This window comes from Thorsellia anophelis DSM 18579, from assembly GCF_900111395.1.
GTDB lineage: Bacteria > Pseudomonadota > Gammaproteobacteria > Enterobacterales > Thorselliaceae > Thorsellia > Thorsellia anophelis.
The window spans coordinates 37797-62399 of sequence record NZ_FOHV01000003.1; the positions used below are offsets into that span (position 1 = coordinate 37797).

The window sequence follows — 24603 nt, forward strand, 5'->3', positions numbered from 1 at the left end:
ATTTAAACATAAAAACAATGAAATCAACAATTAAAACAAAAAAAACAATATAAACAAGCAAACAAAAAGACTAATGAATATAGCACCCAAGCCAAAAAAAACAATATAAAAATAAACAAGAAAACAAAATAAAAAGCAAAAACAATATAAATTTATTATATAAAAAAATAAATATTTAATATCTTATTTTTATTTACTTCACGGACATCATTAATATAATATGATATAAAAACCACATTAAGGATATATTTTAAAATTCAAACTTCAGGATGATTATTGTGAAAATTAAATTTCAAAAACAAAATATAAACCCAATTGCAATTTTCTCTTTTATATTGCTAAGTATGGGATTACATAGTGATGTTTATGCTGAAATCATGTCAAAAAAAATAGAACAAAAACCAATCCGTGGATATTATCCATACATGCAATCTGTTGGTGCTAAATTACTGACTGAGGTACATGATAGTGAAACCAATACAACACACTATTTTCCATGGACACTAAATGAAGATTCTTCTGTAAGAATACCTACTGTTGGAAGCATTGCCTATGTCCCAGATATTTTTTGCTCGGTTCTTCCTTCTGATATGGTTGCTGCAAAAGAAAATACCTCTCTTGCTCCTTTTTTTAACCATTTTAATTTTGTTGATCTTGACCTTGATCCCTGTGATTCAACGATAGGAACAGGTATTTCTGTAAAATGGTATATGCTAGACAATATCACTCCATGGACTGATTCGTTAAAATGGGAAGAGTTAAATCCAATCGAGATCCCTGAGGAATATGTGATTAAAGCAGGTTCAGAGGTGGCTAAAAAATATCAAAACAAGCATAATTTCCCACCTTTAAGAGAAAAAGCGATCAGTTTAAATACATTAGATGCAGTCGAAATTCCCACTGCGGCATTAGGTAAGCGAATAGGATTCACCTTACAAGTAAAATCTAAGTATGGTTTACCTGTAAATGGCATGCCACTGCAAGTTTGGGATTTAAGTAAATATTTTGCCCAAAACCCACCGAGCCAATCAGGTGACATCATTGAAGAAAATATTGGTTTTATTTTAGGAGATAATCCAACAGAGCAAGCTGATGGTACCGCCCCAAGCACAACAGGGGGAGTCGTTCAGCTTGGTAGGCCTCCTTATGTTCGTTCAATTGGTGCACTTTATGCCTCAAATGGAACGATGATTGGATATCACGGTAATCAATTTAGAACTTTGGCAATAGAATATACTGGTGAACATGCTGTCGATGGTGGATTACCAGAATCAAGGCCTCGCCAAGGTGCAGTGGCATATATACCAGATGCATTTTGTCAATTTAGAAATCAAGATATTGAAACATACGAACAGCTAGATAATTTAGCAGAGCAATTAAACTTTCCAGCACTAAAAGTGCCTTTAGAAGATAATAAAGCAAAACTAAAATACTTTAGGCCTTACTTTTGGATTGCTGACGCTGATGGCGACAGTTGTGATATTTCATCAGATCAAATCGAATGGTTTGTCGTTGAACCCAAAAGTGAAAAATTCGCTGCATTTAAACAAAAAGTTGCTGACCTTATCGAATCGGGAGAAATGACAAATGCTTTAATCGGCTTATTAGGCTATGAATCGGAATTCATTTGGAATGAAGTTAAATCTTGGGATGATGTACAGGTAGTTGATAATATCAGTTTTGAAGTGATAAAACCTGGTCAGGGTGGATTGTATAATTTTGATGCTATTGGCGGTAACTTCTTAAGTGCAATTAAACTCGAATATGGCCCTGGCAGCTTTCAAAAAATAGCGCACCTTGCGAGGCCTGCTTTTATTTTCACCCCAAAAACAAAATCTGGTCATCCAGATACAGGCAGACAAATCAAAGTCCCATTTGTTGCATCTAAATTATGGGGACAATACCCATCAACACGTCCATTAACACTAGAAGATGCCGCTCCTGATAGTGATTTCATTCAAAATAACCCAAGTGGTTCAGGGGAACTTATTTCATCATACCCACAACTTGTCAATGCAAATAATCCATTATTTCCTGAGGCTAGCAGACGGGATTTCTTTACGCTAAATACTGTTATCAAGCCTGCATTTGTCAATTTTGACTGTTTACTTGACCCTAAAACTTTGCCTGTAAGAGATTGTAAAATGCCTATACCCAAACCTATTCCTCCAATTGGGGCAAATATAGCAACACGATTTATGCAAGTGTTTTTAAATACAGATGCATTAGGTATGCGCCAAGATAAAAATGGATTATCTCAAGAGCCTACTATCAGCGCACTTTGGTTAACAGGTTTGTTGGGTAAAGATGAAGTGATTGAAGTTCACTATGTCTATGAACCTGATAGTTCAAATGATCCTGAAAGTAACCTTAATCAATCCGTTTATGAATTTGCACCTTTAGGTCAAGCAATAGGCAAATTAAGCCCTGCTTCACAAACAGCAGGGGAAAATCGCATCATCGGGCATAATAGCTTTAAATTACGCCCACTGACTGAAGAAGACTTAGGGCAAGTCATGGAAGTCGGTATCTTAGCACTAAATGGATATGGAATTGGGAGCAACACCTACTCTGTCAGTTTGGAAAGCTTAGCGTCTGTGTCTTTACCGCAAATTGAAAATTTATCCATTGACGCGGATACCTCGGTCATCACAACAGGAACAGAGCTCACAGGGCGATATATATTCACCCCGTCAAATTCAACAGTACAAAATGAAGATGCGTCACTCTATTTTTGGGGCAAGGATGAACCTGAGAATAATGATTTTGAAGGAATAACAGTAACACAATCTGGCATAACAGGATCCTATATTGTTAGTACTGATGATATAGGTCAGCAGATAACATTATCAGTCAGAGCAAAAGATAAAAATAATCGTATTGGCAATAGACTAACGCAGAGTGTATCTCCCATCATACCGACTCCGACTGTCTCTAATCTTGTAATTGAATCAAGCAATGAAGTCCGCTTGCCAAGCTATCGCTCTACATTAACCGCAAAGTATGATTTTGATTCGAATATACCAAATGATCCTACAGATAAATCCACCTACGCATTTTGGATTGATGAGACTCTCGTAGCGTCACAAACCAAAACATATCAATTTACCAGTGCTGATTTAGGTAAAGTCATTACTTTTAAAATTACGCCTATCAATGCGCTTGACTTTGCTGGTTCTGAAATTCAGGCTAATTACGTTCTGAATTCAGCGCCGCCTACAGCAAAAAATACGCGCATTATTAATGCGACCACTTCATATTCACCTTTTTTCTTTGGCATGCTCAGCGCAAATTATGAGTACCAACCAGGCATTTCAACCAATGCGAATGAAGATCTAACACATGACATGCGATATCTCTGGTCTGGCGGCAATGCTAACATTAATACGAGAAATTATGTATTTGGTCCAACTGATATAGGCCGCGTGATCACCCTCTCGGTGACACCGAGAGATTTAGCGGGACAAACAGGGCAGGCTGATACCGCAACATTCACCATGCCCGTTCCCCCTAGTATTGAAGACTTAACCATTCGCACAGATGTAATTAGCCATTCCCCCTATCAAGTGATACTTGATGCAAACTATACTTATGTGCCAAGCACGACTGATAAACCTAATGATAACTCTACCTATGCCTGGACAGGGCTAACTTCACCGGCTGAGGGAAGCATTACGAATGAATCAGACAGCGGTCACATTGCCCCTGTTGCTCTATCTCTTAGTGATGCTGGTAATCTTATTACGCTTTCCATGACACCTAGGGATGGTAATTTATGGTTGGGTGAAACAAAAACGGCGACTACAAGAGCACCGACTCAACAATTACCGCCTAAAATAGACAATCTCAAATTAGAAAATAAAGATGAACAACATGGCGCCTTTTTCTATGTGAATGACACAATTATTGCAAAATATGATTTCACACCGAGTTCAATGGATAATCGTGATGCTTCAAGTTATCTCTGGAAAGCGACATCAGGTAATCAATTAGGTACAGTTCAAGGCCCTATAGAATTTACAATACAAACATCTGATGCAGGGCAAGTCATTGAGTTAGAAATGATAGCAAAAGACGGGTTAGGTAATATTGGTAATGAAGCTAATGCCGCGACTAATACAGTTGTCATGCCCCCTAGCGTCTCAAATATTAAAATAACGCCTATTAATACCTCAACAAATCCTTGGAATGTTTCTGTTGAAGGGTCTTATACGTTTATAGAAGGGATATCATCGAATCCCAATAACAATTCAACTTATAGCTGGACAGGAATAGCATCTGAGCAGATCAATCGTCCAACGCCAATAGCAGATGGAACAATAGCCGATAGGACAATAAGTCTACCGCCCTTAACCATCAATCATACTGATGCAGGGAAAACGCTAACGTTAACAATACACCCAAGAGATTTAGCAGGGATTGTTGGACAATCTGAATCAGCAACTTACTTAATTCCTGCTCCAACCATCATCAAACCTGAAATTAGCAATTTAACCATCACCAATCTTTCAGCGCCGAATACGAATAGGTACTTACCCAATCATATATTGAGTGCAACCTATGATTTTAAACCCGGCTCTGAGAGCAATGAAGATCGTTCTTTATTCTCATGGGTAGCAAATAGAGGAGTGACATCTGGTATTATTGGTTCAAATCCACTCAGATTTACCATACAGGCTGATGATATCGGTCAATTAATTCGTTTAGAGATGATCGCAAAAGATGCAGCTGGAATTGAAGGTAATTTTAGCCAGTCAGTCATTGGTAGCATGGTTAATCAATCCCCTACAATTGATTCGGTATCCATTAAATTTAATGTTCCAGGCTCATTAATGCTTTCTGGCACCTATGTTTATAAGCCTGGTGTCAGCGCTGATAATGCTGATGCTTCAATGTATAGATGGTTAGTCGGTGGCCTACCTGTTGCTGATTTTAAACCAGTAACTACAGTTGGTAGTGTCAGTGGAGAAGATGCGTATCAAGTTACCCAATCCGATGTAGGGAAACTCATTCGCCTCGAAATACTTGCTAAGGATGCTTCTGAGTTAGAGGGCCAAACCTTGCTATCTAACACACTATTTTATCAAGCTCTAAGTGTTGATACGCTCTCAATTGCAGGTGACCCAATAGAAAATCAATCCCTGAGAGCTAATGCGACCTTTACCTTCGGCAATAATCGTGTCAATCGTTCTAGTGCAACTTGGCTCAAAGACAATACAGAAGATAGAGTATTAGCATTTGATGCACCCTATCCACTTAGCGCACAAGACGTCGGTAAAATAATCGGATTACAAGTGACCGCTATTGATGGGAATGACATCATTGGTAATCAGAAATTCGCGAACAATACTACAGCCGTGAGACCCGCTTTTACCCCTCCATTTGTCGATGGCGTCACGATTTCTTATGCAAATTCCAGAGAGATTCTTCTGCCAACTCATAGGCTAACGGGTAGCTATACAACTTTTATTGAAGGTTCAATTAGAGGGGATAACTCGATTTATACTTGGCTATCAGCTGACACGGTGAGATTACGAGGGAGCGTAGGTCCAGCTAGAAGTATTGAACCTTATACCATTGGAATTAATGATGTTGGCAACATCATTACATTAAGAGTGACGGCTCGGGATGGAAGTAATAACGAAGGTAATACCGCGCAAGATCAATCAATTGTAGTCATACAAGCACCGACAGTGAGTAATCCAATCATTACGCTAAATGGTAATCCTGCTGATAAACTATTGGTCAGCAATCAACTCTCAGGAAGGTATGATTTTAGAACCGGTAGACCGAATGCGACAGATGCCTCTATTGTGACTTGGTATGCTAATGACGTTCAAAAACAACAGAGTCGAATCACTCAATCTGGATTAGCACCTGCTTTTAATCTTAGTCAAGACTATGTTGGTCAGTATATTAAATTAGAAATTACTGCTGCTGACTCAGCTAATACCCCTGGGGGGAATACTGTTTCGGTCATAAGCGCGAATACAGTTGAATCGAATGCACCCTCGATTGATTCACTTGTCATTTCAGCTAATTTTGAACAAAGTGCAGTCATGACTGCTACCTATCTTTATAAACCCGGTTCTAGCGCTAATCCTGCCGACGCATCAAGATATGAATGGCTTGCAGATGACCAAACTGTACAAACAGGACTATTAGTCGGCACCAATCAAGTCAATGGCATTAATGCATATACGGTATTATCAAAAGATACAGGGAAAACACTCAGATTAAAAATTACCCCTATTGATCGTTCGGGCGTAGAGGGAACACCTATTTACTCAACTAATTCTCTTACATATCAAGCTCCCTCTATCAAGGTCAATCGTATCACCGGAAATGGTGAGCCCAATACACCTTTAGTTGCTGATTATAGCTTCACACCAGGTAGCAATCGAAATGATACGTCTTTGATTAGGTGGCGTATTATCTCAGGTCAAACTGTTCGTGTTGTAGAAGGTAACAGTTTTACTCCAACAGATGCAGATTTAGGCAAAACAATTTTTGTTATCGCAACCGCCAAAGATGGTAATCAAATTACCGGTAATACAGATGAGTTCGCCAATTCAATTACAGTAGCGGAAAATTGGCCAGAGGCGAATTTCATACAAATTATGACGGCCTCATCTGCAGTAAAACCCACAGGACAATGGGTGGAATATGACTATGTTAATCCGAATGTTCCTGGAAATACTCCAGATACAACTGAAAGTTACCGAGTCGATTTTGTGAATCCAATGACAAAAGCGGTTGTTTCGAGTCGAACTTTCCCTGTTCAAGCAGGACACCATGACAATGCAGTACAAGGCAGTTGGCAAGGAGGAAGAGATTGGTATTATGGGTATGAGCAATATACTGTATGTGTGTATGTCAAAACAACCGATCAAAATGCCAGAGTCATTCAAAAGGGTAAAAAATGCTTTGCCCCACCGCATTATTATGGGTATAGACGAAATTAAAACAGGTCATCAACCTTAGCAAAAAGCCCGTAACCCATCGCCCAGTCGGGCGTGGATATAAGGGCGCAAACTTGGGATTTCTTGCGATTGTACATACGCTCTAGTTTTTTCTATTTTTGTAACTCCAGCACTACAAGTGAAATAAGATCGTAACCAAAGCACGCCACTATTAGTCCCCTTGCGTAAATGTGTATTTAAAATACGCACACAACGACTGCTAATTGATTTCAAATTATTCACCATCATACTTAGTGAGAGTTTCGGTGGATAAGCAATCAATATGTGAACGTGTTCGGCTTTTGTGTCCATTTCAACACACAATCACCCACTGTTTGCTTCAAAAAATCATAAAACAATTTAAAACCATTCAATTCGTCCAAGAATCATAAAAAATGAACGCATAAATAGTACCTTTAGGTTGATTAGATTCCTCTAATCAACCTAATAAAATTTAACTTAGCGGTTCTAGTCTATAAATATCGAAGCTGTTTTAGGCTCTCCCTTATTACCTTTTCCATCAATTGGCGTAACTTTTAATATAATAGTATCTAAGCGATCCACTATTACATTCGGTATTGCAGCATTACCCATTCCTTGAAAGCGATATACTTGTCCTTGTGAGAGCACTTTACCAGTATTACCAGATATCCATTGGAATGTTGATTCATCTATTGAATTAGAACCTGGTACAAACTGATATCGACCAGCTACTAAGATTTTTTTCTCATCCCACGGACTCATTCTGAGGACTAACATATCAGTAACTTGAGGTGCTATGTAATTTATATTATCCGTAAGTACTGATTGCTCTCTTCCATCAACGCCATTAGAATCAATAGGGAAGACCGTAAGCTCTAATACCTCTCCAAAATAATTGGGTATAATTGGTAAATCTGGAATAAAGCTAAGTCCTCTAAGTTCATCTACGACACTTATACCTTCTTCAAGTGTTTCTTTTGTTGAATACAACCTCCAACGATAAGTTGATTTATCTGTTGACCCTTCAGTACCTATAAATTGATAACTAGCTCTGAGAATATCATTTTCTCCACTTGGTATTAAGTTTTTAAATTCAATAAATTCCACTCTCAAATTTCTAATTTCTGGTATTTGATAAAATATTTCTGTTGTTTCAATGCTACTTTCACTACCTTCTAGTGAATTAGAATCAATAGGAAATACCGTCAATTGAAGGATATCGCCTATTGCAGCATTAGGAATAATAAAATCTGTTACTAAACCTTGACCTGTATTAAACCTCGTCGTATCACCTTCTTTTAAAACTTGACCATTGCTTATCAATGACCATTGATATTTGGAGCGATCTTCGCTACCAAACTTAGAATAAAATTGATAACTTGCACTCAAAGATTGCCCTACACGAAAATCAAGTTGTTGACCATCTCGGTTTAAAAAAGCTAATTGCTCTATATACGGGTATAAATCTTGCAATTCCCCAGTCTGAACTCTTCTTTCCAACCCTCTAATACCCTTTATATCAACTGGTTGTACAGTTAACTGAACCACATCTCCAATTGCATAACCCGGAATAACAACAGGCGGTATATAACCTTGCGGATCGTTTGGTGGCTTTATTGTTTGTCCTTGCTGTAATACCACACCTAAACCAAGGAGACGCCATTCATATTCAGAATTATCCAGCGGTTGTTCACCTTCATTTATAACATAAAATGCACCTAATCTCTGCCCTACAGAGACAGATTCAGGTGGCATATCACGAGGATAAATTAGTTGAATATCCGTAATAACAGGATAACTGTAATCAACAATCAAAGAATCAACTGTTTGTGGTTTTCCCTCTCTACCAGCATTATCAAAAGGTAAAATAGTTAAGGTAATAATTTCGCCAACAGCGCTGAAAGGAATCTTAAATTCGGGAGTGACACCTAACCCATTTTCAATAAGCGTTTTCCCTTGTTCTAAGATTCCGCCATTCGATTTTATTTGCCAAATATAACTTGAATTATCTGATGTACCTTCTACCGCAGGGATAAATTTATATTGCCCTTTAATTGAATGATCCACTGAAAGCATATACTGATCATCCAAATAAATAATACTAACAGAGGTTACTTCGGGTTGTATTTGATTAACAATGCCTGATACTACATTACGAACATTCCCAATTCGATTGACACTATCAACAGCAGTCACGATTAAACGTATTGTTTGTCCTAAATATTCTGGTTGAATTCGAATACTAGGGACTATGCCATTATTTGCTGTACCACTTTGAATAAGCTCATTACTTCCGTCAATTTCCCAATTATAAATAGAGCGATCAACAGATTGAGTAAAACTGGTAAATTCATAAGTACCATAAATATTATGATTTACTTCTAAACCAAATTCTGGAGGCTCACTTGTGCCGGTTTGTTCATATATTAATGTTAAGTTATCAATAAAGGGCAATGGATTAATATCTCCACTGCTAACTATCAAAGATTTGCCTTGTAAATTATTCCTATCTATAGGAAATACGGTCAAAGTAATAAAATCACCAATAAAATCTGGGATCAGTATTAGAGGTGCAGTCAGTCCTTGCGAACCTGCATTAATGACTGCAGGTAAAGTTGAACCTTGTTGAATTATTTCATTTGTAAGGCCTCGTCTCCATTCATAACGAGAAGCATCTTGTTCATTTGTTCCAAACTGCATTCGGTATTGACCATAAATCATATCATTCACTACTAATCCATCTGCTTCTGGAAAGCGGCTTTCTATTGTCAACTCTAATAAACTTGGTGCAAATTGTATTTCATTACTATTTTCTCGCGTTGTTACTGTAACAGCCTGCCCCCTAACTATTTGCCCTAACTCTAGTTTTGATGGTAAAACAGTCACCTCTAATACTTGACCAAGATCAGATTCAGTTAAAATGCCAGACTGAGCATTTAAACCACCTGATGTAGGTGCTTGTGCAGCTAAATAAGCGGTCGTGCCTTCAGGTCCCCACCAAAATAGAGATCTATCCTCAGCATCAGCACTTCCATTTGAAATAAAAACATATTCTGCTTTAAGCTGCCTACCTAGTGCAAATTCACCTGTGATCTTGAGTGATTCTATGCTGGGAGGTAAGGTCGTTGGCTGAACCACTCCTCCTGCTTTAGTGTTATCTAGAATTAAATTAGTTCTACTCCCCTCATTTAAACTTTGGTTTGATTTATCTTTAGACGTGGCATTTTGTGAAAAAAAGTAATTTAGATCCCATACTTTGATCGTAGGACCTAAAAATGGTACCCCTTGCTTAGAATAGGCTTTATAAATAAAACCTATTCTACTACCCACTGCTTCTTGCGGGATTTTTAACCCTGCGGTTCTAAGACCAGGATAAATCAAACTAGGTTCTAAAATTGACCCTGGATAATCTTGATTACTGATCAAGGTAGCAGAAAGTTCAGACCAACTATTAACTTCTTCCCATGGTTTGTCATTACTTTGTAACATATACCATTCAATTTCATGTTCTAATCCGATACAATCATCTCTATCTTGATCATGGAAATAATAAAAAAATAACTGATCTATTGGGATCACACCTGATTCTAACGTAATTGTAGGTATATTACAGATTTCTGAAGGAATATAAACAATTGATCCTATAGTTAAAATTGCCTCACCATTTTCAGTAAATGCAGGGTTTTTATCAATATCTAATCGTGCAGCGATAGAATGCATATAAGGTGCGTGACCTTGTATTGATTTTGTTTTATAACTATTAGCTGACATTGGTATTGCGTCAACTGTAAAAACACAAAGTAATAAAGCAAAATTTGTAAAAATAAATTTTGCTTTATTTTTTGAATAGTTAATCAAAAAATTTATTATATATTGAATCATTTAAGTTCTTCCCATTATATTTTTAATATTATAAATTTGATTATGGTTAATTTACATTTTAGTGTTAACTGATCTGCTAATTTATTCAGCATAGACTCAGATAAATAATTCATGATTAATTTACACTCATGTAGATTATCCAGATAGATTACCACATTACAAATATTTTTTTAATTTCATTTCAATGTTATTTTCAATAAAAATTGGATAAAAATTTAGATAAAAAATCAATTAAAACCATTAAAAAAATATAAATATAAATCACTTAAAATAACATAAACCTTAATTTTTATTATTAAAAAGAATAACAACTACAATTTATTTTTGCAGAACTTTACTTTACTTAACGTTCATCCGTAGGTATTTAACTGTCTTTCCTCACTATATTTTATAATTATTTACCTAGTTAATAACTGGTCATTTTTCGGCCTCACTATATATTGACTTTTAGGGTTCGCATAACACTCTAATAATAAGTCTAAGTTCTTCATCAATACCCTTAATACACAGGGGGAGATTAAACTCTGTAAGTTTTAGTAAATAGGCTATTCATATAAAATTACCCCCGTGCTAAATTAAATATGACTGATTCTCTAAAATTAATATCAAATACTGATTTCATCATTTTAGCTGTCATCGGTGCTTCCTTCTTCTTTTCAAGAAGCTGTGTTATTCGCAATAAATTCAGTGTTATTCTTCTGAATGAAGCTAAATTTTTTGCAGCAATCCTATCATGTACAGCACTCTGATCTTCTTTAAGTGTCACATCCAATATCCAGTGTAACTGATTTTCTATACCCCAGTGCAGACGAACAATTTTAAGTGCTTCTTCTGCTGTCATTTCAGTTATACAGACGTAATAAGATATAACGTAGGTCCCTATTTTTCCTTTTACTTGTCTGTCTCTCACTATGGCTATAGTTGTTTTGAGATGTGGCCACTTTTTTAATAGCTTTTCATTTAATTCAATCGGCAAAGCATATGCGCTACGGCGTTCTTTCCGCCCATGTGCTTTGATGTAATTTTCGTTGACAGAGACAAACACCATGAGAGTCTAGCTGCAAGATTTTAATCACATTTGCACGACGATTAATAAAAATAAAGGCAGCACCATTTCGCCATACTCCTTTAAAGTGTTCCTGAACGAATAAGGTAAACTAAGTCATCCCATAAGCATATCGATAGGTTGATTGACAAAATAAATAGAATTAGGCTTAAACATCATGTTGAGACTCCATCATCTTAACGACCTGTGGTAAAACAGTTAAATTGCATTTTATGATCAAACCAGATGACAGCAAAATAGATAAATCATCATGAGGTTGAGATTGACTAAAATCATTAGCAAGATGAGATTTAGAAGAAGGCTTTGAATCTTTATTATCTGGTTCCTGGATTTGAACAGGAACAATCAATAACTCATTCTGTACAGCTTGTGCTTTTTTAATGTGTGTTGGCCAGTTTTTAAAAGAACCAAATTTAATACCATTTTCATTAGCATACTGTGCTCTAGTAAGGCCACTTGCACGGTAACGTTCATTATGCACTATTTTTTCATCTAACGAGTATAACTGCATGGGACATCTCCTTGTTATTTAAGATGCATGCATTATTTTTTGAAAAAATCTCGGTTAGGTAGGTGTATTCACCGTGTGCTTACAATCGTATCACTGGAAATGGTGAGTCCAATACACCTTTAGTTGCTGATTATAGCTTCACACCAGGTAGCAATCGAAATGATACATCTTTGATTAGGTGGCGTATTGTATCAGGTCAAACTGTTCGTGTTGTAGAAGGTAACAGTTTTACTCCAACAGATGCAGATTTAGGCAAAACAATTTTTGTTATCGCAACCGCCAAAGATGGTAATCAAATTACCGGTAGTACAAGACAGTTGGCAAGGAGGAAGAGATTGGTATTATGGGTATGAGCAATATACTGTATGTGTGTATGTCAAAACAACCGATCAAAATGCCAGAGTCATTCAAAAGGGTAAAAAATGCTTTGCACCACCACATTATTATGGCTACAGGAGAAATTAACACACAACACGCTTCTATAAGCTACATTCAACAATATTTATGCATTTGATTAAAGATTCACTCTAGGGCGCAGGCCCTAGTTTCTGATTAGTCAGTATGAAGTATTCACAGGTTTATTCTACAACTGTGAATACGTTAAAATCATAGATAACCATTAACAATACGTCTACTCTTTCAATAATTTGATTGAGTAGACTTAACTATGCGCTAGCAATAAATCATATAAGGGTTGGTTAATATAATAATTTGCGCACCCTATTTTATGCTTACTTAAAAAACCGTGTTCAGTGAGTTGTTCCAAATATTTACTCGCTGTTGCACGAGTCACCCCTAGTTCTTCAACTAGATATTCAATTTTTGTATATGGATGATTAAATAGATTATTGAGTAAATCTTGACTATAAATATGTGGTAATTGTTGGCGAATTTCAGATTTTATTTTAATCATAAGATCTTTCATTCCGGTTATCAAAGAAATGGTGTTCTGTGCAGTATCGATAACACCATCTAGGATAAAAAGCAACCAAGGCTCCCAATCACCTGTATCACGAACCGCTTGTAAATGGTGATAGTATTCAGATTTGTGCATTATGATAAATCGACTTAAATACAAAATGGGTAAATTGAGCAGATCTTTAATCACTAGATATAAGATATTGATGATGCGTCCAGTCCGACCATTACCGTCATAGAAAGGATGAATACTTTCAAACTGATGATGAATAATTGCCATCTTCACGAGAGGATCACACCCACATAATTCATCATCATTAATAAACTGGACTAAATTATCCATTAAATTATCTATTTCATCTGAATGTTGTGGAGGAATATAAATGACTTGGCCTGTCTTAGCATTTTTAAGTTCTGTTCCAGGCTATTTCCTTATGTCAGCATTATTTTGCTCTAGCTTTTGTTGAACGGCAATAATATCATGGAGTCGAATTAATCGGTTTTTTTTAGCTTCATAAAATCCTTGCTTTAATGCTGATGCATAGTTTTGCACTTCTTTTGCTGCCACATTTATACTACTATTGTGAAATAAGTTTGCTTTATAGAGCTCATAATGGGTTGTGATGATACTTTCAATTTCGGAACTATCTTTTGCTTCTTGTAGAGTTAATATATTAATGAAAATAGCTTCATTTGGAATACTTACCGCCCTGCCTTTTAGTTCGGCAAGGTAACGATGGGCTAATGCTGTTTTTTTTAAAACAGCACGAGTTTCCAATTTTTCACTGTCTGCTAATGGCAATTTTACGATAGTCATGACGCACTGCTTTTCCTTGTTAAATTTAATTACTTAATTATGAACCTTGGTATGTCTTTTAGTCTTCCTTATTCCTAATAAATTACACATACGTTCCTTGATGCGTGTAATTTCGTTTGAAAATTGTACATATCTCTCTTAACGTGTACGATTTTCAGCAAAAACTGTACACATCCCTCTTAACGTGTACAATTTTCGGCAAAAAACGTACATATCCCTCTTAACGTGTACAATTTTCGGCAAAAAACGAACATATCCCTCTTAACGTGTACAATTTTCGGCAAAAAATGTACATATCTCTCTTAGCATGTACAATTTCCAACAAAAAACATTCATATTTTGAATATATATCTGTTTTATCCACTCGTTATAGAAGATTATACTAAAAGTTAATCAATCTAACTCATATCACAAGGTCAGGATACTGTAAGCGCAGCCAAATCTTAGTAATCAAAGGGGAGTGTACGAAAATCTTAATCCATCCGCGAGTCCTGTGCATATGGTATGGCATGCCATGAACAAAGCGTTTGATCACGTTCGAAATAGCGCTAGCAGTTTCATATAACCAAACGTACAAGTGGATTGACACAATATTCAAAGTTAATGTCAAGCTTCACTGGTTTAACTGATGTGAGCAGCCTCATTTGCGCTTCCGTCTTTTACGGGTAAGATTGCAATCTGCCGCAGCTGCATCGTCAATTGATGACAAATGCATGTCTTTAACTTGCGTCGCTGAGGACATCTTCTAACCCACCAAGCTCTATATGTAGTTTTAGAAATGATCCTAGCGATAAAACTCCAGTGCGTTCGAATTTACAAAATGTAGGTAATGCAACGCCTGAGCGTTCAGCAAGACCTTCCTTCGTTAGATCCATTTGCTAACGTCGTACACGAGCTTATTACACAAGCTTTTTTTCCACATTGACTGGCATGATAAGTGATACCATTATATTCTTTATCCCATTTTAATATAAACTAGTGATATCATAACATCACTAAAAAGAAGTTTCAGGCGAGGTTTTGCAAAGCACAGACCCAGTTCAAAATGTTCCCAAATACTTTTTAACTAGGCAGACCGAACAAAGCGATTTAAGATTTAGGTAACTAAATAGTTACTCTTTTTAGCACTCTAAAAATAATCTTCTGACATATGAGTTGAAACACTTAAATTAATCCCCATAATAAAGTCAGATATTTTATTTCTTAAAACCTAGAACTAAATAAACCAATCGATTTTTAATTTTGCCATTACGGCTTTACTTGCTGATGAAATAGGAGTTTTTTAAATGAGTCAACATGATACCAATCAAGACATGACAGATAATCAAGCAGCACAAGAGAATGTAACGTCTACCGAGCAAGAGACGAGTACTGAGATCGATCCACGTGATGCACGCATTCTTGAATTAGAAGCACAACTTGCTGCAGCTGCGGATTCTGAAGTGCAAAAACAAGCTCGTGATAGCGTATTACGTGCTCAAGCTGAAGTGCAAAACATTCGCAGAAGAACAGAACAAGACATTGAAAAAGCACACAAGTTTGCACTTGAGCGTATTGTTAAAGATCTACTTGCTGTTATAGATAACATGGAGCGTGCACTAGATGTAGCAGATAAAGAGAATGAATCTTTAAAGCCTATGATTGAAGGGGTTGAATTAACCTTAAAATCACTACTTGATACAGTCAAGCGTTATGGTGTAGAAGTAATAGAAGAGACAAATGTTCCATTTAATCCAGATTTACATGAAGCCGTTACCAATGTGCCAACTAAAGAAATCGCCCCAAATAATGTCGCTTTTGTCATGCAAAAAGGCTATCAACTAAACGGCAGACTATTAAGAGCTGCAATGGTTGGGGTAGCAAAAGAATAACTTTATTAACAAACAAGCGATTTTGAGTTTGCTTATTGTTAATTTTTTCCATTTTAGCAATTAGGTAATAGCTTAGTGATATTCATTCAATACTAAACTATTACCTACATTCAACTGATTAACGAGTTCATTTGGCTAAATAGACTATCATTCTAATCCCAAGCGTGTTTTAGCTGCTAAAATGGCATTATTCATTTGCTTATCACTCACCCCACCCTTAGCGCTTCTTTTCTCAAGACATGATTGTAAAGATAAAATTGGGTAAACGTCATCTTCAATAACCGAACTAAACGCTTTTAATTCCTCTAAGGATAATGCCTCTAATGCTTTACCTTTTGCAATAGCTCCAACAACTGCTTCACCCACAATATGATGCGCTTCTCTAAAAGGTATTCCTTTAGCAACCAAATAATCGGCAAGTTCTGTTGCATTCGCATAACCTTGAGAAGCGGCTTGCTCACATCTGGACTCATTAAGTCGAATATCCTCTAATACAAGCGTTGCCATTTGTAAACAATCTGACCAAGTCTCAAGCGCGTCAAATAAACCTTCTTTATCTTCTTGCATATCCTTATTATAGGCTAAAGGTAAACCTTTTAAGGTCATCATTAAGCCTGATAAGGCACCTTGGACTCGGCCACACTTACCTCTTATCAATTCAAGCGCATCTGGATTTTTCTTCTGCGGCATTAATGACGATCCTGAAGTAACCCTATCTGATAAAGCAATAAACCCTGCTTCACCACTATTAAAAAAGATCATATCTTCTGCGAATCTAGATAAATGAATCATGCTTATTGAAGCCGTGCTTAATAATTCCAATACATGATCACGTGAGGCAACACTATCAAGACTATTGCGTGTGGCACCCTTAAATCCTAGCCAATTTGCTAACTGATCTCTATCCATAGGATAGGCGGTTCCTGCTAAAGCGCCCGAGCCTAATGGGCTGTAATCCATTCGATTAAGGGCATCTTGAAGCCGGCTCGTGTCACGTTCTAACATCTCAACATAAGCTAAGCACCAATGTGCAAAGGTAATCGGTTGGGCACGTTGAAGGTGGGTATAGCCAGGCATAACAACGTGCTGCTGACTTTCAGCTGTTAGGACCAATGCTTGCTGCAAAAGTGTGAGATGTCCTATTAATTCATTAATTTGAGCTTTACACCACAATCTAAGATCTGTTGCTACTTGATCGTTGCGACTTCTCCCCGTGTGCAATTTTTTACCTAAATCACCCACTTTAGCAATCAATTGCTGCTCTACCCAGCTATGAATATCTTCAGCATCACTGTCTATCATCGCTGTAGGATTCGCATCTACTTCAGCTAAAAGTGCATTTAAAGCAACTTCTAAATTTGTTTGTTCTTGCTCGGTTAACACAGAGACTGTCACCAATGCTTTCGACCAAGCTATAGAACCGATAATATCTTGCCTTGCAAAACGGTAATCAAATCTTAAAGAGTCATTTAATAATTTAAAGCGAGCATCTGCTGCTTGCGTAAATCTTCCACCCCAAAGTGCCATATTTTATCCTTTAATTTCTATCAATGATTTCATTTATCGTGCTTTCTCGTCACTTATCATATTGCGTGCAGTAAGCCACTAAACATCAAATACAATTTATCTGTTGGTATGCTAATAATATGCTAATTTGACAAGATTAACATACGTTATTGGGTATTTAACATCAAAGTTCCTATCGAGTGACCAGAAAATAACTTAGGTAATTCATCAAAGGCTTTGAAACTGGCTATCGCCACTGGCGCGCCTAAATTAGTCGCTGCATCAAGCGCAGCGTTCACTTTTACCACCATCCCATCGGTGATAACTTTGGCGTGAATCAATTCATCAGCTAGTGCTCTATCCATTTTGGGTATGAGCGTTTTATTAGCATCAAGCACGCCACTGACATCTGCAAGTAACGCTAATTCGCCAGATAAACATTTAGCAACAGCAACCGCTGCCTCATCAGCATTCACATTCATACGCTCCCCATTTTCTGTAATGCCAATTGAGCTTATGATGGGTAAGTAGCCTTTAGAAAGCAGTAACTCTAAAAATTCAGGATCCCCTGCAGTTGCACGCCCCACATGACCAAGTGCCTCAGAAATCGGTGAAACCAAAACACTGTCTCCATCTCCTAAGCATAAGCCTATCGCCTTTAAATTTGCCTGCTTTGCTTTGCCCATTAAAATCTTATTGGCACTTCCTGCAAGTGCACCTACCACAATATCAATTTGAGACCGAGGAGTGACTCTTAATCCATCAATTTTAGCGACGGGTAAATTCAGCTTACTCATCAATTCATCCACTACGCAGCCACCTCCATGCACAATCACGATGGGTCTTTTTGACTGTGATGCACGTATTTGCTCTGACCAAAAATCACTGATAGCGTTAAACAGTGATTCTAAAGCGCCTGGTGTATCTAAAATCACACCGCCAAGTTTAAGTACTAAAGGCGTTTGTTTACTCATAGGTTACTGACCTTAATTCAATTAGAAAAATAGTTAATATTCATTATGATGATTCATACATGACAGTTTAAACCGAATAATATGTCATTAATCATTGGCTCACCTTGTTATAATCACTCAATGATTACCAAAAGATTAAACGCATCAAACCAGTCCTGTAGAGCTTGCCAAACCATATCTCAGGTTAAAACATTGCACAGCTTGTGAGGCGGCACCTTTTAATAAGTTATCTTCAGCACTGACTAAAATTGCATGTTCGCCTTCTACAGCAAATCCAATATCACAATATGGCAATCCTACAACGGATTTAAGAGCGGGAATGCCCTCCTCGTAGAGTCTGACAATCTCTTGGCCTTGATAGGCATTTTGATATGCCATCACTATTTTATCACGTGATACGCCTGGTTTTAATTTACAGGTAATTGTGGCAAGTATTCCCCTATCAAAGTTACCTAAATGTGGAGTAAAAATAACGTCTGTACCAAGGTGATAACTGATTTCAGGTTGATGGCGATGTTTAAATAATCCATATGGTTGTAGGCTTACTTCACAAAAACTATTCGTTAACGTTGCTTTACGCCCTGCACCACTTACCCCACTAGTCGCATTAATAACAGGCCAAACAGATAGGTCTAATAACGATGCGTCAATTAAGGGTTTAAGTGCTAATTGTGCAGCTGTTGGATAACACCCAGGTACAGCAATCAGTGAAGCTTGTTTAAGGGCATCTGCTGCAAATTCAGCTAATCCATAGACTGCTGAGTTTAAAAGATCTGGATATTGATGCTCAAATCCATAATAAGATTGATAAAAGGCTGGGTCAGGTACCCTAAATGCACCTGATAAATCAAAAACAGTCACATTTTTATCTAAAAAACACTTTGCAATATCATGGCTAACTTCATGTGCCGTCGCTAAAAATACAGCGTCGACATTTTCAGCGACTTGATTAATATCTAAAATCGGTTGAAGTTCTAATGAGACAACATTTCTCAATTGTGGGTATAATTCATGAAGTTTTTTCCCTGCATCTAGACTGTTTTTTGAGACATATAATCCGGTTAATTCAGAGTGAGGATGGTGAGATAAAATTCTAGCTAGCTGCGCACCTGAATACCCACTTGCCCCTATAATTGCTGTTTTAAGTTTTTTAAGATTCACCTGATTCATTCCTTATAATAAAATAGTTTGACATACAATCACTGAATAAAATTTAATTGATGAAGAACACGTTTAAAAGATAATTTTAGATAAACTCATCATACATTGAAGAAAAATAAAAGATTAATTGATATCATCAGCATCATAATACCAATTATGAGATCTAATATTTGCCAACTTCTTTTTTTCTCAAATAGCGGTCTTAAAAAGCGTGCACCATATCCAAGTGAGAAAAAGAAGCTAAATGAAGCAATGCAGGCTCCTAGCCCAAATAACCAAGCATATTGCCCAAATTGAGCGGCAATCGAACCGAGTAGAATGACCGTATCTAAATAAACATGAGGGTTTAAAAACGTAAACGCGGCGCAGCTTAATAGTGCGACTTTCAAACTTTGTGTCTCTTTTGCGTTTGCTGAGTCTAATATACCAGTACCTTTATAGGCTGAAATAAGCCTCAAAATACCATAGGTTGTAATGAATGCTGCACCTGCAAAACGGGCAATATCAATCACTATTGGATACTGTTGTACCACTAAATAAAATCCACTTACACCTATTGTGATCAGTAACGCATCAGCAAGTGCACAAAAAAATGTTAATGCAAAAACATGTCTACCAATCAATCCCTGTCTTAAAATAAAGGCATTTTGTGAACCAATCGCCACGATTAATGAGAGCCCTAATAAAAATCCCTGCAGTACAATTGAAATCATTTACTTACCATCCAATCAAAAAGAATATTTGTCATTTTATTGTATATTAGTTTGCTTTATTGCCAATAGAGTGTTCATCTAGGCTAATCACCTGTCATTGGAAATTTCAAAAAAATGCGACATTATACAAAGCCAGCTTGCTTGTCATTTGAAGATCCATTAAAGTCATTATACTCAAATTTTTTTTAAATTAATGATACCATTAACTTGCATTTTTATGCAAAATATTAGCATAATATATCAAAATATATGTTCAATAGGAACCCAATCATGACTCAACTACCAGACTTTTTTACGCTATATCGCACCTTAATTGCTATTCCAACTGTCAGTTCTGATGATACTAATTTAGATAACCCTAATTTACCACTCATTGAGGCTCTAAGTAGTTGGTTTGAAACACTTGGTTTTGAAATCACAATATCAAAGGTCCCAGAAAGTCGTGATAAATACAATCTGTTAGCAAGCATTTACCCTAAAAATGGGGTCACCCAAGGCGGCTTACTATTAACTGGTCATACCGACACCGTCCCATTTGATCAAGGTCGCTGGACGCAAGATCCATTTAAACTGACTGAACGCGAAAACAAATTATATGGTTTAGGAACTGCCGATATGAAAGGGTTTTTCGCTTTTATTCTTGATGCACTTTCACAAATTGACCTAAGTAAAATCACTAAACCACTTCATATTCTTGCGACTGCCGATGAAGAAAGTACTATGGCAGGCGCTCGTTATTTTGCTGCAAATGCACTGATTAGACCTGATTTTGCCATTATTGGTGAACCCACGTCCTTAGAACCTATCAGGGCACATAAAGGTCATGTTGCCCATGCTCTCAAAATTATTGGCCAATCGGGCCATTCAAGTAACCCTGCGCTTGGCGTCAATGCAATTGACTTAATGCATGAATCAATCGGTCATCTGATTGAGCTAAGAGAATCGCTTAAAACACGCTATCAAAATGCTTCCTTTACTGTCCCTCACCCTACAATGAACTTTGGCTATATTAATGGGGGCGATGCTGCTAACCGTATCTGCGCTTGTTGTGAACTACATTTAGATATCAGGCCTCTTCCTGGTCTCAGCTTAGATGAATTAAATGGTTTGGTTACCGATGCGTTAAAACCTGTGACAGACAAATATCCTGGTCGTTTAAATATCCAAGAGATGCATGCTTCTATTCCAGGTTATGAATGCCCGACCGATCATCATTTAGTCAAAGAAATCGAAAAATTATTAGCCAAAAGAACAGATGTTGTAAACTACTGCACAGAAGCTCCCTTTATTCAATCACTCTGTCCAACACTCGTACTAGGACCGGGTTCAATAGATCAAGCACATCAACCAGATGAGTTTATAGATATGAGTTTCATTGAGCCAACACGTAAGGTGCTGACGCAACTTATTCAATTTTTTTGTTTAAATGAAACTTATCAAACTAATTAAGTATCAAACATAAAAGAAGGATTGACAGAGCAATCATTTCTTTGCATTCTAATAGAACATGTAACACTAAGAAATACTTTTATCTTTGTTTTAGCATAATCAGGAGCAACATGAACGAGCAATATTCGGCTATGCGTAGCCATGTCAGTATGTTAGGTAGTATGTTAGGGGATACAATCAAAGATGCGTTGGGCGATAAAATTCTTCAACGAGTTGAAAATCTTAGGTTGCTATCTAAATCCTCAAGAGCAGGTAATAGTGAAGATAGAAAAGCACTTTTAACTGCACTTGAAAATTTATCCAATGATGAATTGTTGCCTGTTGCCCGTGCTTTTAGCCAATTTTTAAATTTGACCAATACAGTTGAGCAATACCATAGCATCAGCCCTAAAGCTGGGAACACAACCACGCCACAAATCATTCAGCAGCTTCGTGAACGTTTAAGAGCTCATTCAGTGACAAGTGAACAGGTCGTTGATGCGATTAAAGAGCTTTCTATTGAACTTGTCCTAACGGCCCATCCAACCGAAATTACTCGAAGAACCATGATTCATAAATTAATTGAAGTCAACAACTGTCTTCAACGTTTAGATCATGCTGATATCACAGACTATGAAAGAAGTAACCTGACAAGAAGATTACGCCAATTAGTTGCACAATCTTGGCATACGGATGAAATGCGTAAAGTGCGCCCTACCCCTGTTGATGAAGCAAAATGGGGATTTGCAGTGGTTGAAAATAGCCTATGGCAAGCTGTACCTGAATTTTTAAGGGAACTCGATGAACAACTCGAGGTGTCGACGAATTACCGCTTACCCATCGACGCAAACCCTGTCAAATTCACCTCTTGGATGGGGGGCGATAGAGATGGCAATCCCAATGTCACAGCAACCGTAACAAGGCATGTTTTACTTTTAGGCCGCTGGAAAGCTGCAGATTTGTTTTTAAAAGACATCCAGCAACTTATCTCTGAATTATCCATGAGTCATGCAACTGATGCGCTTAAATCTATCGCACCTGAGGGCTCACAAGAGCCTTATCGTGATATATTAAAAGGTGTCAGAAAGCAGTTGACAACTTCTCTTGAGCATTTAGAAGCGGTTCTGAATAAAGATGCAAAACTTGACCATAGTTTACTGCTTAAAGATGAGGACCTGTGGGAGCCTTTAAAAGCGTGTTTTGACTCTCTCAAAGCTTGTGGGATGGATATTATTGCTGAAGGTCAACTACTTGATACTTTACGTAGAATCAAATGTTTTGGCGTTCACCTTGTTCGCATTGATATCCGACAAGAGAGCACTCGCCACAGTGATGCGATTGCAGAGATCACTCGCTATTTAGGGCTTGGCGATTATAACAGTTGGGCTGAATGTGATAAACAAGCCTTTTTAATTGCTGAGCTCAATTCAAGAAGGCCTTTATTTCCATCTGTCTGGTCGCCTTCTGCTGATACACAAGAAGTGTTAGATACCTGTAAGCTCGTTGCAGGCTCTTCTTCAAAAGCGATTGCAGCTTATGTGATTTCTATGGCTAGGACGGCATCAGATGTCCTTGCAGTGCACCTTTTACTTCGCGAATCTGGCTGCATTAATCCGCCAATGGTTGCGCCACTTTTTGAAACTCTCAACGATCTTAATAATGCCGAAACGGTAATGGGATCATTATTAAATATTGACTGGTATCGTGGACTTTTGCTAAGCAAGCAACAAAGTAAACAAATGGTCATGATAGGGTATTCAGATTCAGCGAAAGATGCTGGAGCGATGGCCGCTTCATGGGCACAATATAGTGCGCAGGATGCATTGATCAAACTGTGTCAAAACTTAGGAATTGAATTAACTTTATTCCATGGCCGTGGTGGTTCAATTGGTCGTGGTGGAGCGCCTGCTCACGCAGCACTATTATCTCAACCTCCTGGTAGCTTAAAAGGCGGACTGCGTGTTACAGAACAAGGTGAAATGATCCGGTTTAAATTTGGGGTACCTGAAGTTGCAATTAACAGTCTCGCACTTTATACCAGTGCCGTGCTAGAGGCGAATCTATTACCTCCGCCTGAGCCTAAAGCACAATGGTGTGAATTGATGGACAGTCTATCAGACATATCATGCGATATTTACCGGAGCTATGTAAGAGAAAATCCTGACTTTGTGCCTTATTTTAGGGCTGCAACACCAGAACAAGAACTTGCCAAACTTCCACTAGGCTCTCGCCCTGCGAAACGTAAACCTAATGGAGGCGTCGAGTCTCTACGCGCTATTCCATGGATATTTGCTTGGACACAAAATCGTTTAATCCTTCCTGCTTGGTTAGGTGCTGGTGCGTCTTTAGCCAAAGTCATTGAAGATGGTAAAAAACCCATGCTTGAAGAGATGTGCCGTGATTGGCCATTTTTCTCAACACGAATTGGTATGCTAGAAATGGTGTATTCTAAAACAGACCTGTGGTTAACTGAATATTATGACCAAAGACTCGTTGAAGAAAAACTCTGGCCACTTGGTAAACAACTTCGTGAAGCATTAAAAGCAGATATCAATACTGTTTTATCATTAGCGAATGATGAACATTTAATGGCAGATTTACCTTGGATTGCTGAATCTATTGCACTTCGTAATATTTATACGGATCCTTTAAATGTGCTACAAGCGGAATTGCTCCATCGTTCAAGGCAACAAACCGAACCTGATGATAGAATTGAGCATGCGCTTATGGTGACGATCGCTGGAATTGCAGCAGGCATGCGTAATACCGGTTAATCTCATTTCATTTGCACTAACTGGTTAATTAGCTAGTT

Annotated in this window: 15 protein-coding genes and 1 pseudogene; 5 read left to right on the forward strand and 11 right to left on the reverse strand. The window is 37.5% G+C overall.

Going from position 1 to position 24603, the window contains the following annotated elements; translation table 11 throughout:
* Nucleotides 1-278 precede the first annotated feature (278 nt).
* A complete protein-coding gene (locus tag BMW37_RS02310; RefSeq protein ID WP_143047588.1) occupies nucleotides 279-6965 on the forward strand; it encodes a hypothetical protein in 6687 nt (2228 codons plus the stop codon).
* Between the two features lie 15 nt (nucleotides 6966-6980).
* Here the strand turns inward: BMW37_RS02310 and tnpA (BMW37_RS02315) are convergent.
* From tnpA (BMW37_RS02315) to tnpA (BMW37_RS02335), 4 genes and pseudogenes are all read right to left on the reverse strand, one after another.
* Nucleotides 6981-7280, reverse strand: a pseudogene (tnpA, locus tag BMW37_RS02315) (IS200/IS605 family transposase); the annotation flags it as partial.
* 150 nt (nucleotides 7281-7430) lie between these two features.
* Nucleotides 7431-10826 (reverse strand): hypothetical protein, encoded by a 3396-nt coding sequence (locus tag BMW37_RS02320; protein WP_093317499.1) that lies wholly within the window; start codon nucleotides 10824-10826, stop codon nucleotides 7431-7433.
* 559 nt (nucleotides 10827-11385) lie between these two features.
* On the reverse strand, nucleotides 11386-11874 hold the full coding sequence (locus BMW37_RS02325) for an ISAs1 family transposase (RefSeq protein ID WP_143047589.1): 489 nt from the start codon (nucleotides 11872-11874) through the stop codon (nucleotides 11386-11388).
* 166 nt (nucleotides 11875-12040) lie between these two features.
* The gene (gene tnpA / locus BMW37_RS02335) at nucleotides 12041-12403 is read right to left on the reverse strand and encodes an IS66 family insertion sequence element accessory protein TnpA (protein ID WP_093317504.1); all 363 of its coding nucleotides are present in this window, start codon (nucleotides 12401-12403) and stop codon (nucleotides 12041-12043) included.
* Nucleotides 12404-12465: 62 nt separating this feature from the next.
* Between tnpA (BMW37_RS02335) and BMW37_RS02340 the strand changes: the two genes are divergently transcribed.
* On the forward strand, nucleotides 12466-12756 hold the full coding sequence (locus BMW37_RS02340) for a hypothetical protein (RefSeq protein ID WP_093317507.1): 291 nt from the start codon (nucleotides 12466-12468) through the stop codon (nucleotides 12754-12756).
* A gap of 308 nt (nucleotides 12757-13064) precedes the next feature.
* Here the strand turns inward: BMW37_RS02340 and BMW37_RS15290 are convergent, their stop codons facing one another.
* From BMW37_RS15290 to BMW37_RS02350, 3 genes are all read right to left on the reverse strand, one after another.
* Complete coding sequence (locus BMW37_RS15290; protein WP_218139450.1) at nucleotides 13065-13706, reverse strand: Fic family protein; 642 nt, start codon at nucleotides 13704-13706, stop codon at nucleotides 13065-13067.
* 39 nt (nucleotides 13707-13745) lie between these two features.
* The gene (locus BMW37_RS15295; RefSeq protein WP_218139446.1) at nucleotides 13746-14138 is read right to left on the reverse strand and encodes a Fic/DOC family N-terminal domain-containing protein; all 393 of its coding nucleotides are present in this window, start codon (nucleotides 14136-14138) and stop codon (nucleotides 13746-13748) included.
* A gap of 719 nt (nucleotides 14139-14857) precedes the next feature.
* The gene (locus tag BMW37_RS02350) at nucleotides 14858-15013 is read right to left on the reverse strand and encodes a hypothetical protein (protein WP_218139447.1); all 156 of its coding nucleotides are present in this window, start codon (nucleotides 15011-15013) and stop codon (nucleotides 14858-14860) included.
* A 411-nt stretch (nucleotides 15014-15424) separates the two neighbouring features.
* Here BMW37_RS02350 and grpE point away from each other — a divergent pair, with 411 nt between their 5' ends.
* Nucleotides 15425-16009, forward strand: a complete 585-nt coding sequence (gene grpE, locus BMW37_RS02355; protein WP_093317510.1) for a nucleotide exchange factor GrpE — start codon at nucleotides 15425-15427, stop codon at nucleotides 16007-16009.
* Between the two features lie 147 nt (nucleotides 16010-16156).
* Here grpE and argH read toward each other — a convergent pair whose 3' ends face one another.
* The 4 genes from argH to BMW37_RS02375 form a co-directional block, all read right to left on the reverse strand.
* Nucleotides 16157-17536 (reverse strand): argininosuccinate lyase, encoded by a 1380-nt coding sequence (argH, locus tag BMW37_RS02360; RefSeq protein ID WP_093317512.1) that lies wholly within the window; start codon nucleotides 17534-17536, stop codon nucleotides 16157-16159.
* 146 nt (nucleotides 17537-17682) lie between these two features.
* Complete coding sequence (gene argB, locus BMW37_RS02365; RefSeq protein ID WP_093317515.1) at nucleotides 17683-18489, reverse strand: acetylglutamate kinase; 807 nt, start codon at nucleotides 18487-18489, stop codon at nucleotides 17683-17685.
* 144 nt (nucleotides 18490-18633) lie between these two features.
* Nucleotides 18634-19650 carry an N-acetyl-gamma-glutamyl-phosphate reductase gene (gene argC, locus BMW37_RS02370; RefSeq protein ID WP_245711001.1) on the reverse strand — a complete coding sequence of 339 codons (1017 nt, stop codon included), beginning with the start codon at nucleotides 19648-19650 and terminating at the stop codon, nucleotides 18634-18636.
* 98 nt (nucleotides 19651-19748) lie between these two features.
* Nucleotides 19749-20363 carry a LysE/ArgO family amino acid transporter gene (locus tag BMW37_RS02375; RefSeq protein WP_218139448.1) on the reverse strand — a complete coding sequence of 205 codons (615 nt, stop codon included), beginning with the start codon at nucleotides 20361-20363 and terminating at the stop codon, nucleotides 19749-19751.
* Between the two features lie 270 nt (nucleotides 20364-20633).
* On the opposite strand from BMW37_RS02375, the gene argE reads away from it, so the two are divergent.
* Both argE and ppc read left to right on the forward strand, forming a co-directional pair.
* Nucleotides 20634-21812, forward strand: a complete 1179-nt coding sequence (gene argE, locus BMW37_RS02380) for an acetylornithine deacetylase (protein ID WP_245711002.1) — start codon at nucleotides 20634-20636, stop codon at nucleotides 21810-21812.
* A 110-nt stretch (nucleotides 21813-21922) separates the two neighbouring features.
* Nucleotides 21923-24565 (forward strand): phosphoenolpyruvate carboxylase, encoded by a 2643-nt coding sequence (gene ppc / locus BMW37_RS02385; protein WP_093317522.1) that lies wholly within the window; start codon nucleotides 21923-21925, stop codon nucleotides 24563-24565.
* Nucleotides 24566-24603: the final 38 nt, after the last annotated feature.

Coding starts and splice junctions, on each gene's coding strand:
- grpE (WP_093317510.1), top strand. CDS start 15,425: ATGAGTCAACATGATACCAATCAAGACATGACAGATAATCAAGCAGCA.
- argE (WP_245711002.1), top strand. CDS start 20,634: ATGACTCAACTACCAGACTTTTTTACGCTATATCGCACCTTAATTGCT.
- tnpA (WP_093317504.1), bottom strand. CDS start 12,403: ATGCAGTTATACTCGTTAGATGAAAAAATAGTGCATAATGAACGTTAC.
- argH (WP_093317512.1), bottom strand. CDS start 17,536: ATGGCACTTTGGGGTGGAAGATTTACGCAAGCAGCAGATGCTCGCTTT.
- BMW37_RS02350 (WP_218139447.1), bottom strand. CDS start 15,013: ATGGATCTAACGAAGGAAGGTCTTGCTGAACGCTCAGGCGTTGCATTA.
- ppc (WP_093317522.1), top strand. CDS start 21,923: ATGAACGAGCAATATTCGGCTATGCGTAGCCATGTCAGTATGTTAGGT.
- BMW37_RS15295 (WP_218139446.1), bottom strand. CDS start 14,138: ATGACTATCGTAAAATTGCCATTAGCAGACAGTGAAAAATTGGAAACT.
- BMW37_RS02320 (WP_093317499.1), bottom strand. CDS start 10,826: ATGATTCAATATATAATAAATTTTTTGATTAACTATTCAAAAAATAAA.
- BMW37_RS02325 (WP_143047589.1), bottom strand. CDS start 11,874: ATGGTGTTTGTCTCTGTCAACGAAAATTACATCAAAGCACATGGGCGG.
- BMW37_RS02375 (WP_218139448.1), bottom strand. CDS start 20,363: ATGATTTCAATTGTACTGCAGGGATTTTTATTAGGGCTCTCATTAATC.
- argB (WP_093317515.1), bottom strand. CDS start 18,489: ATGAGTAAACAAACGCCTTTAGTACTTAAACTTGGCGGTGTGATTTTA.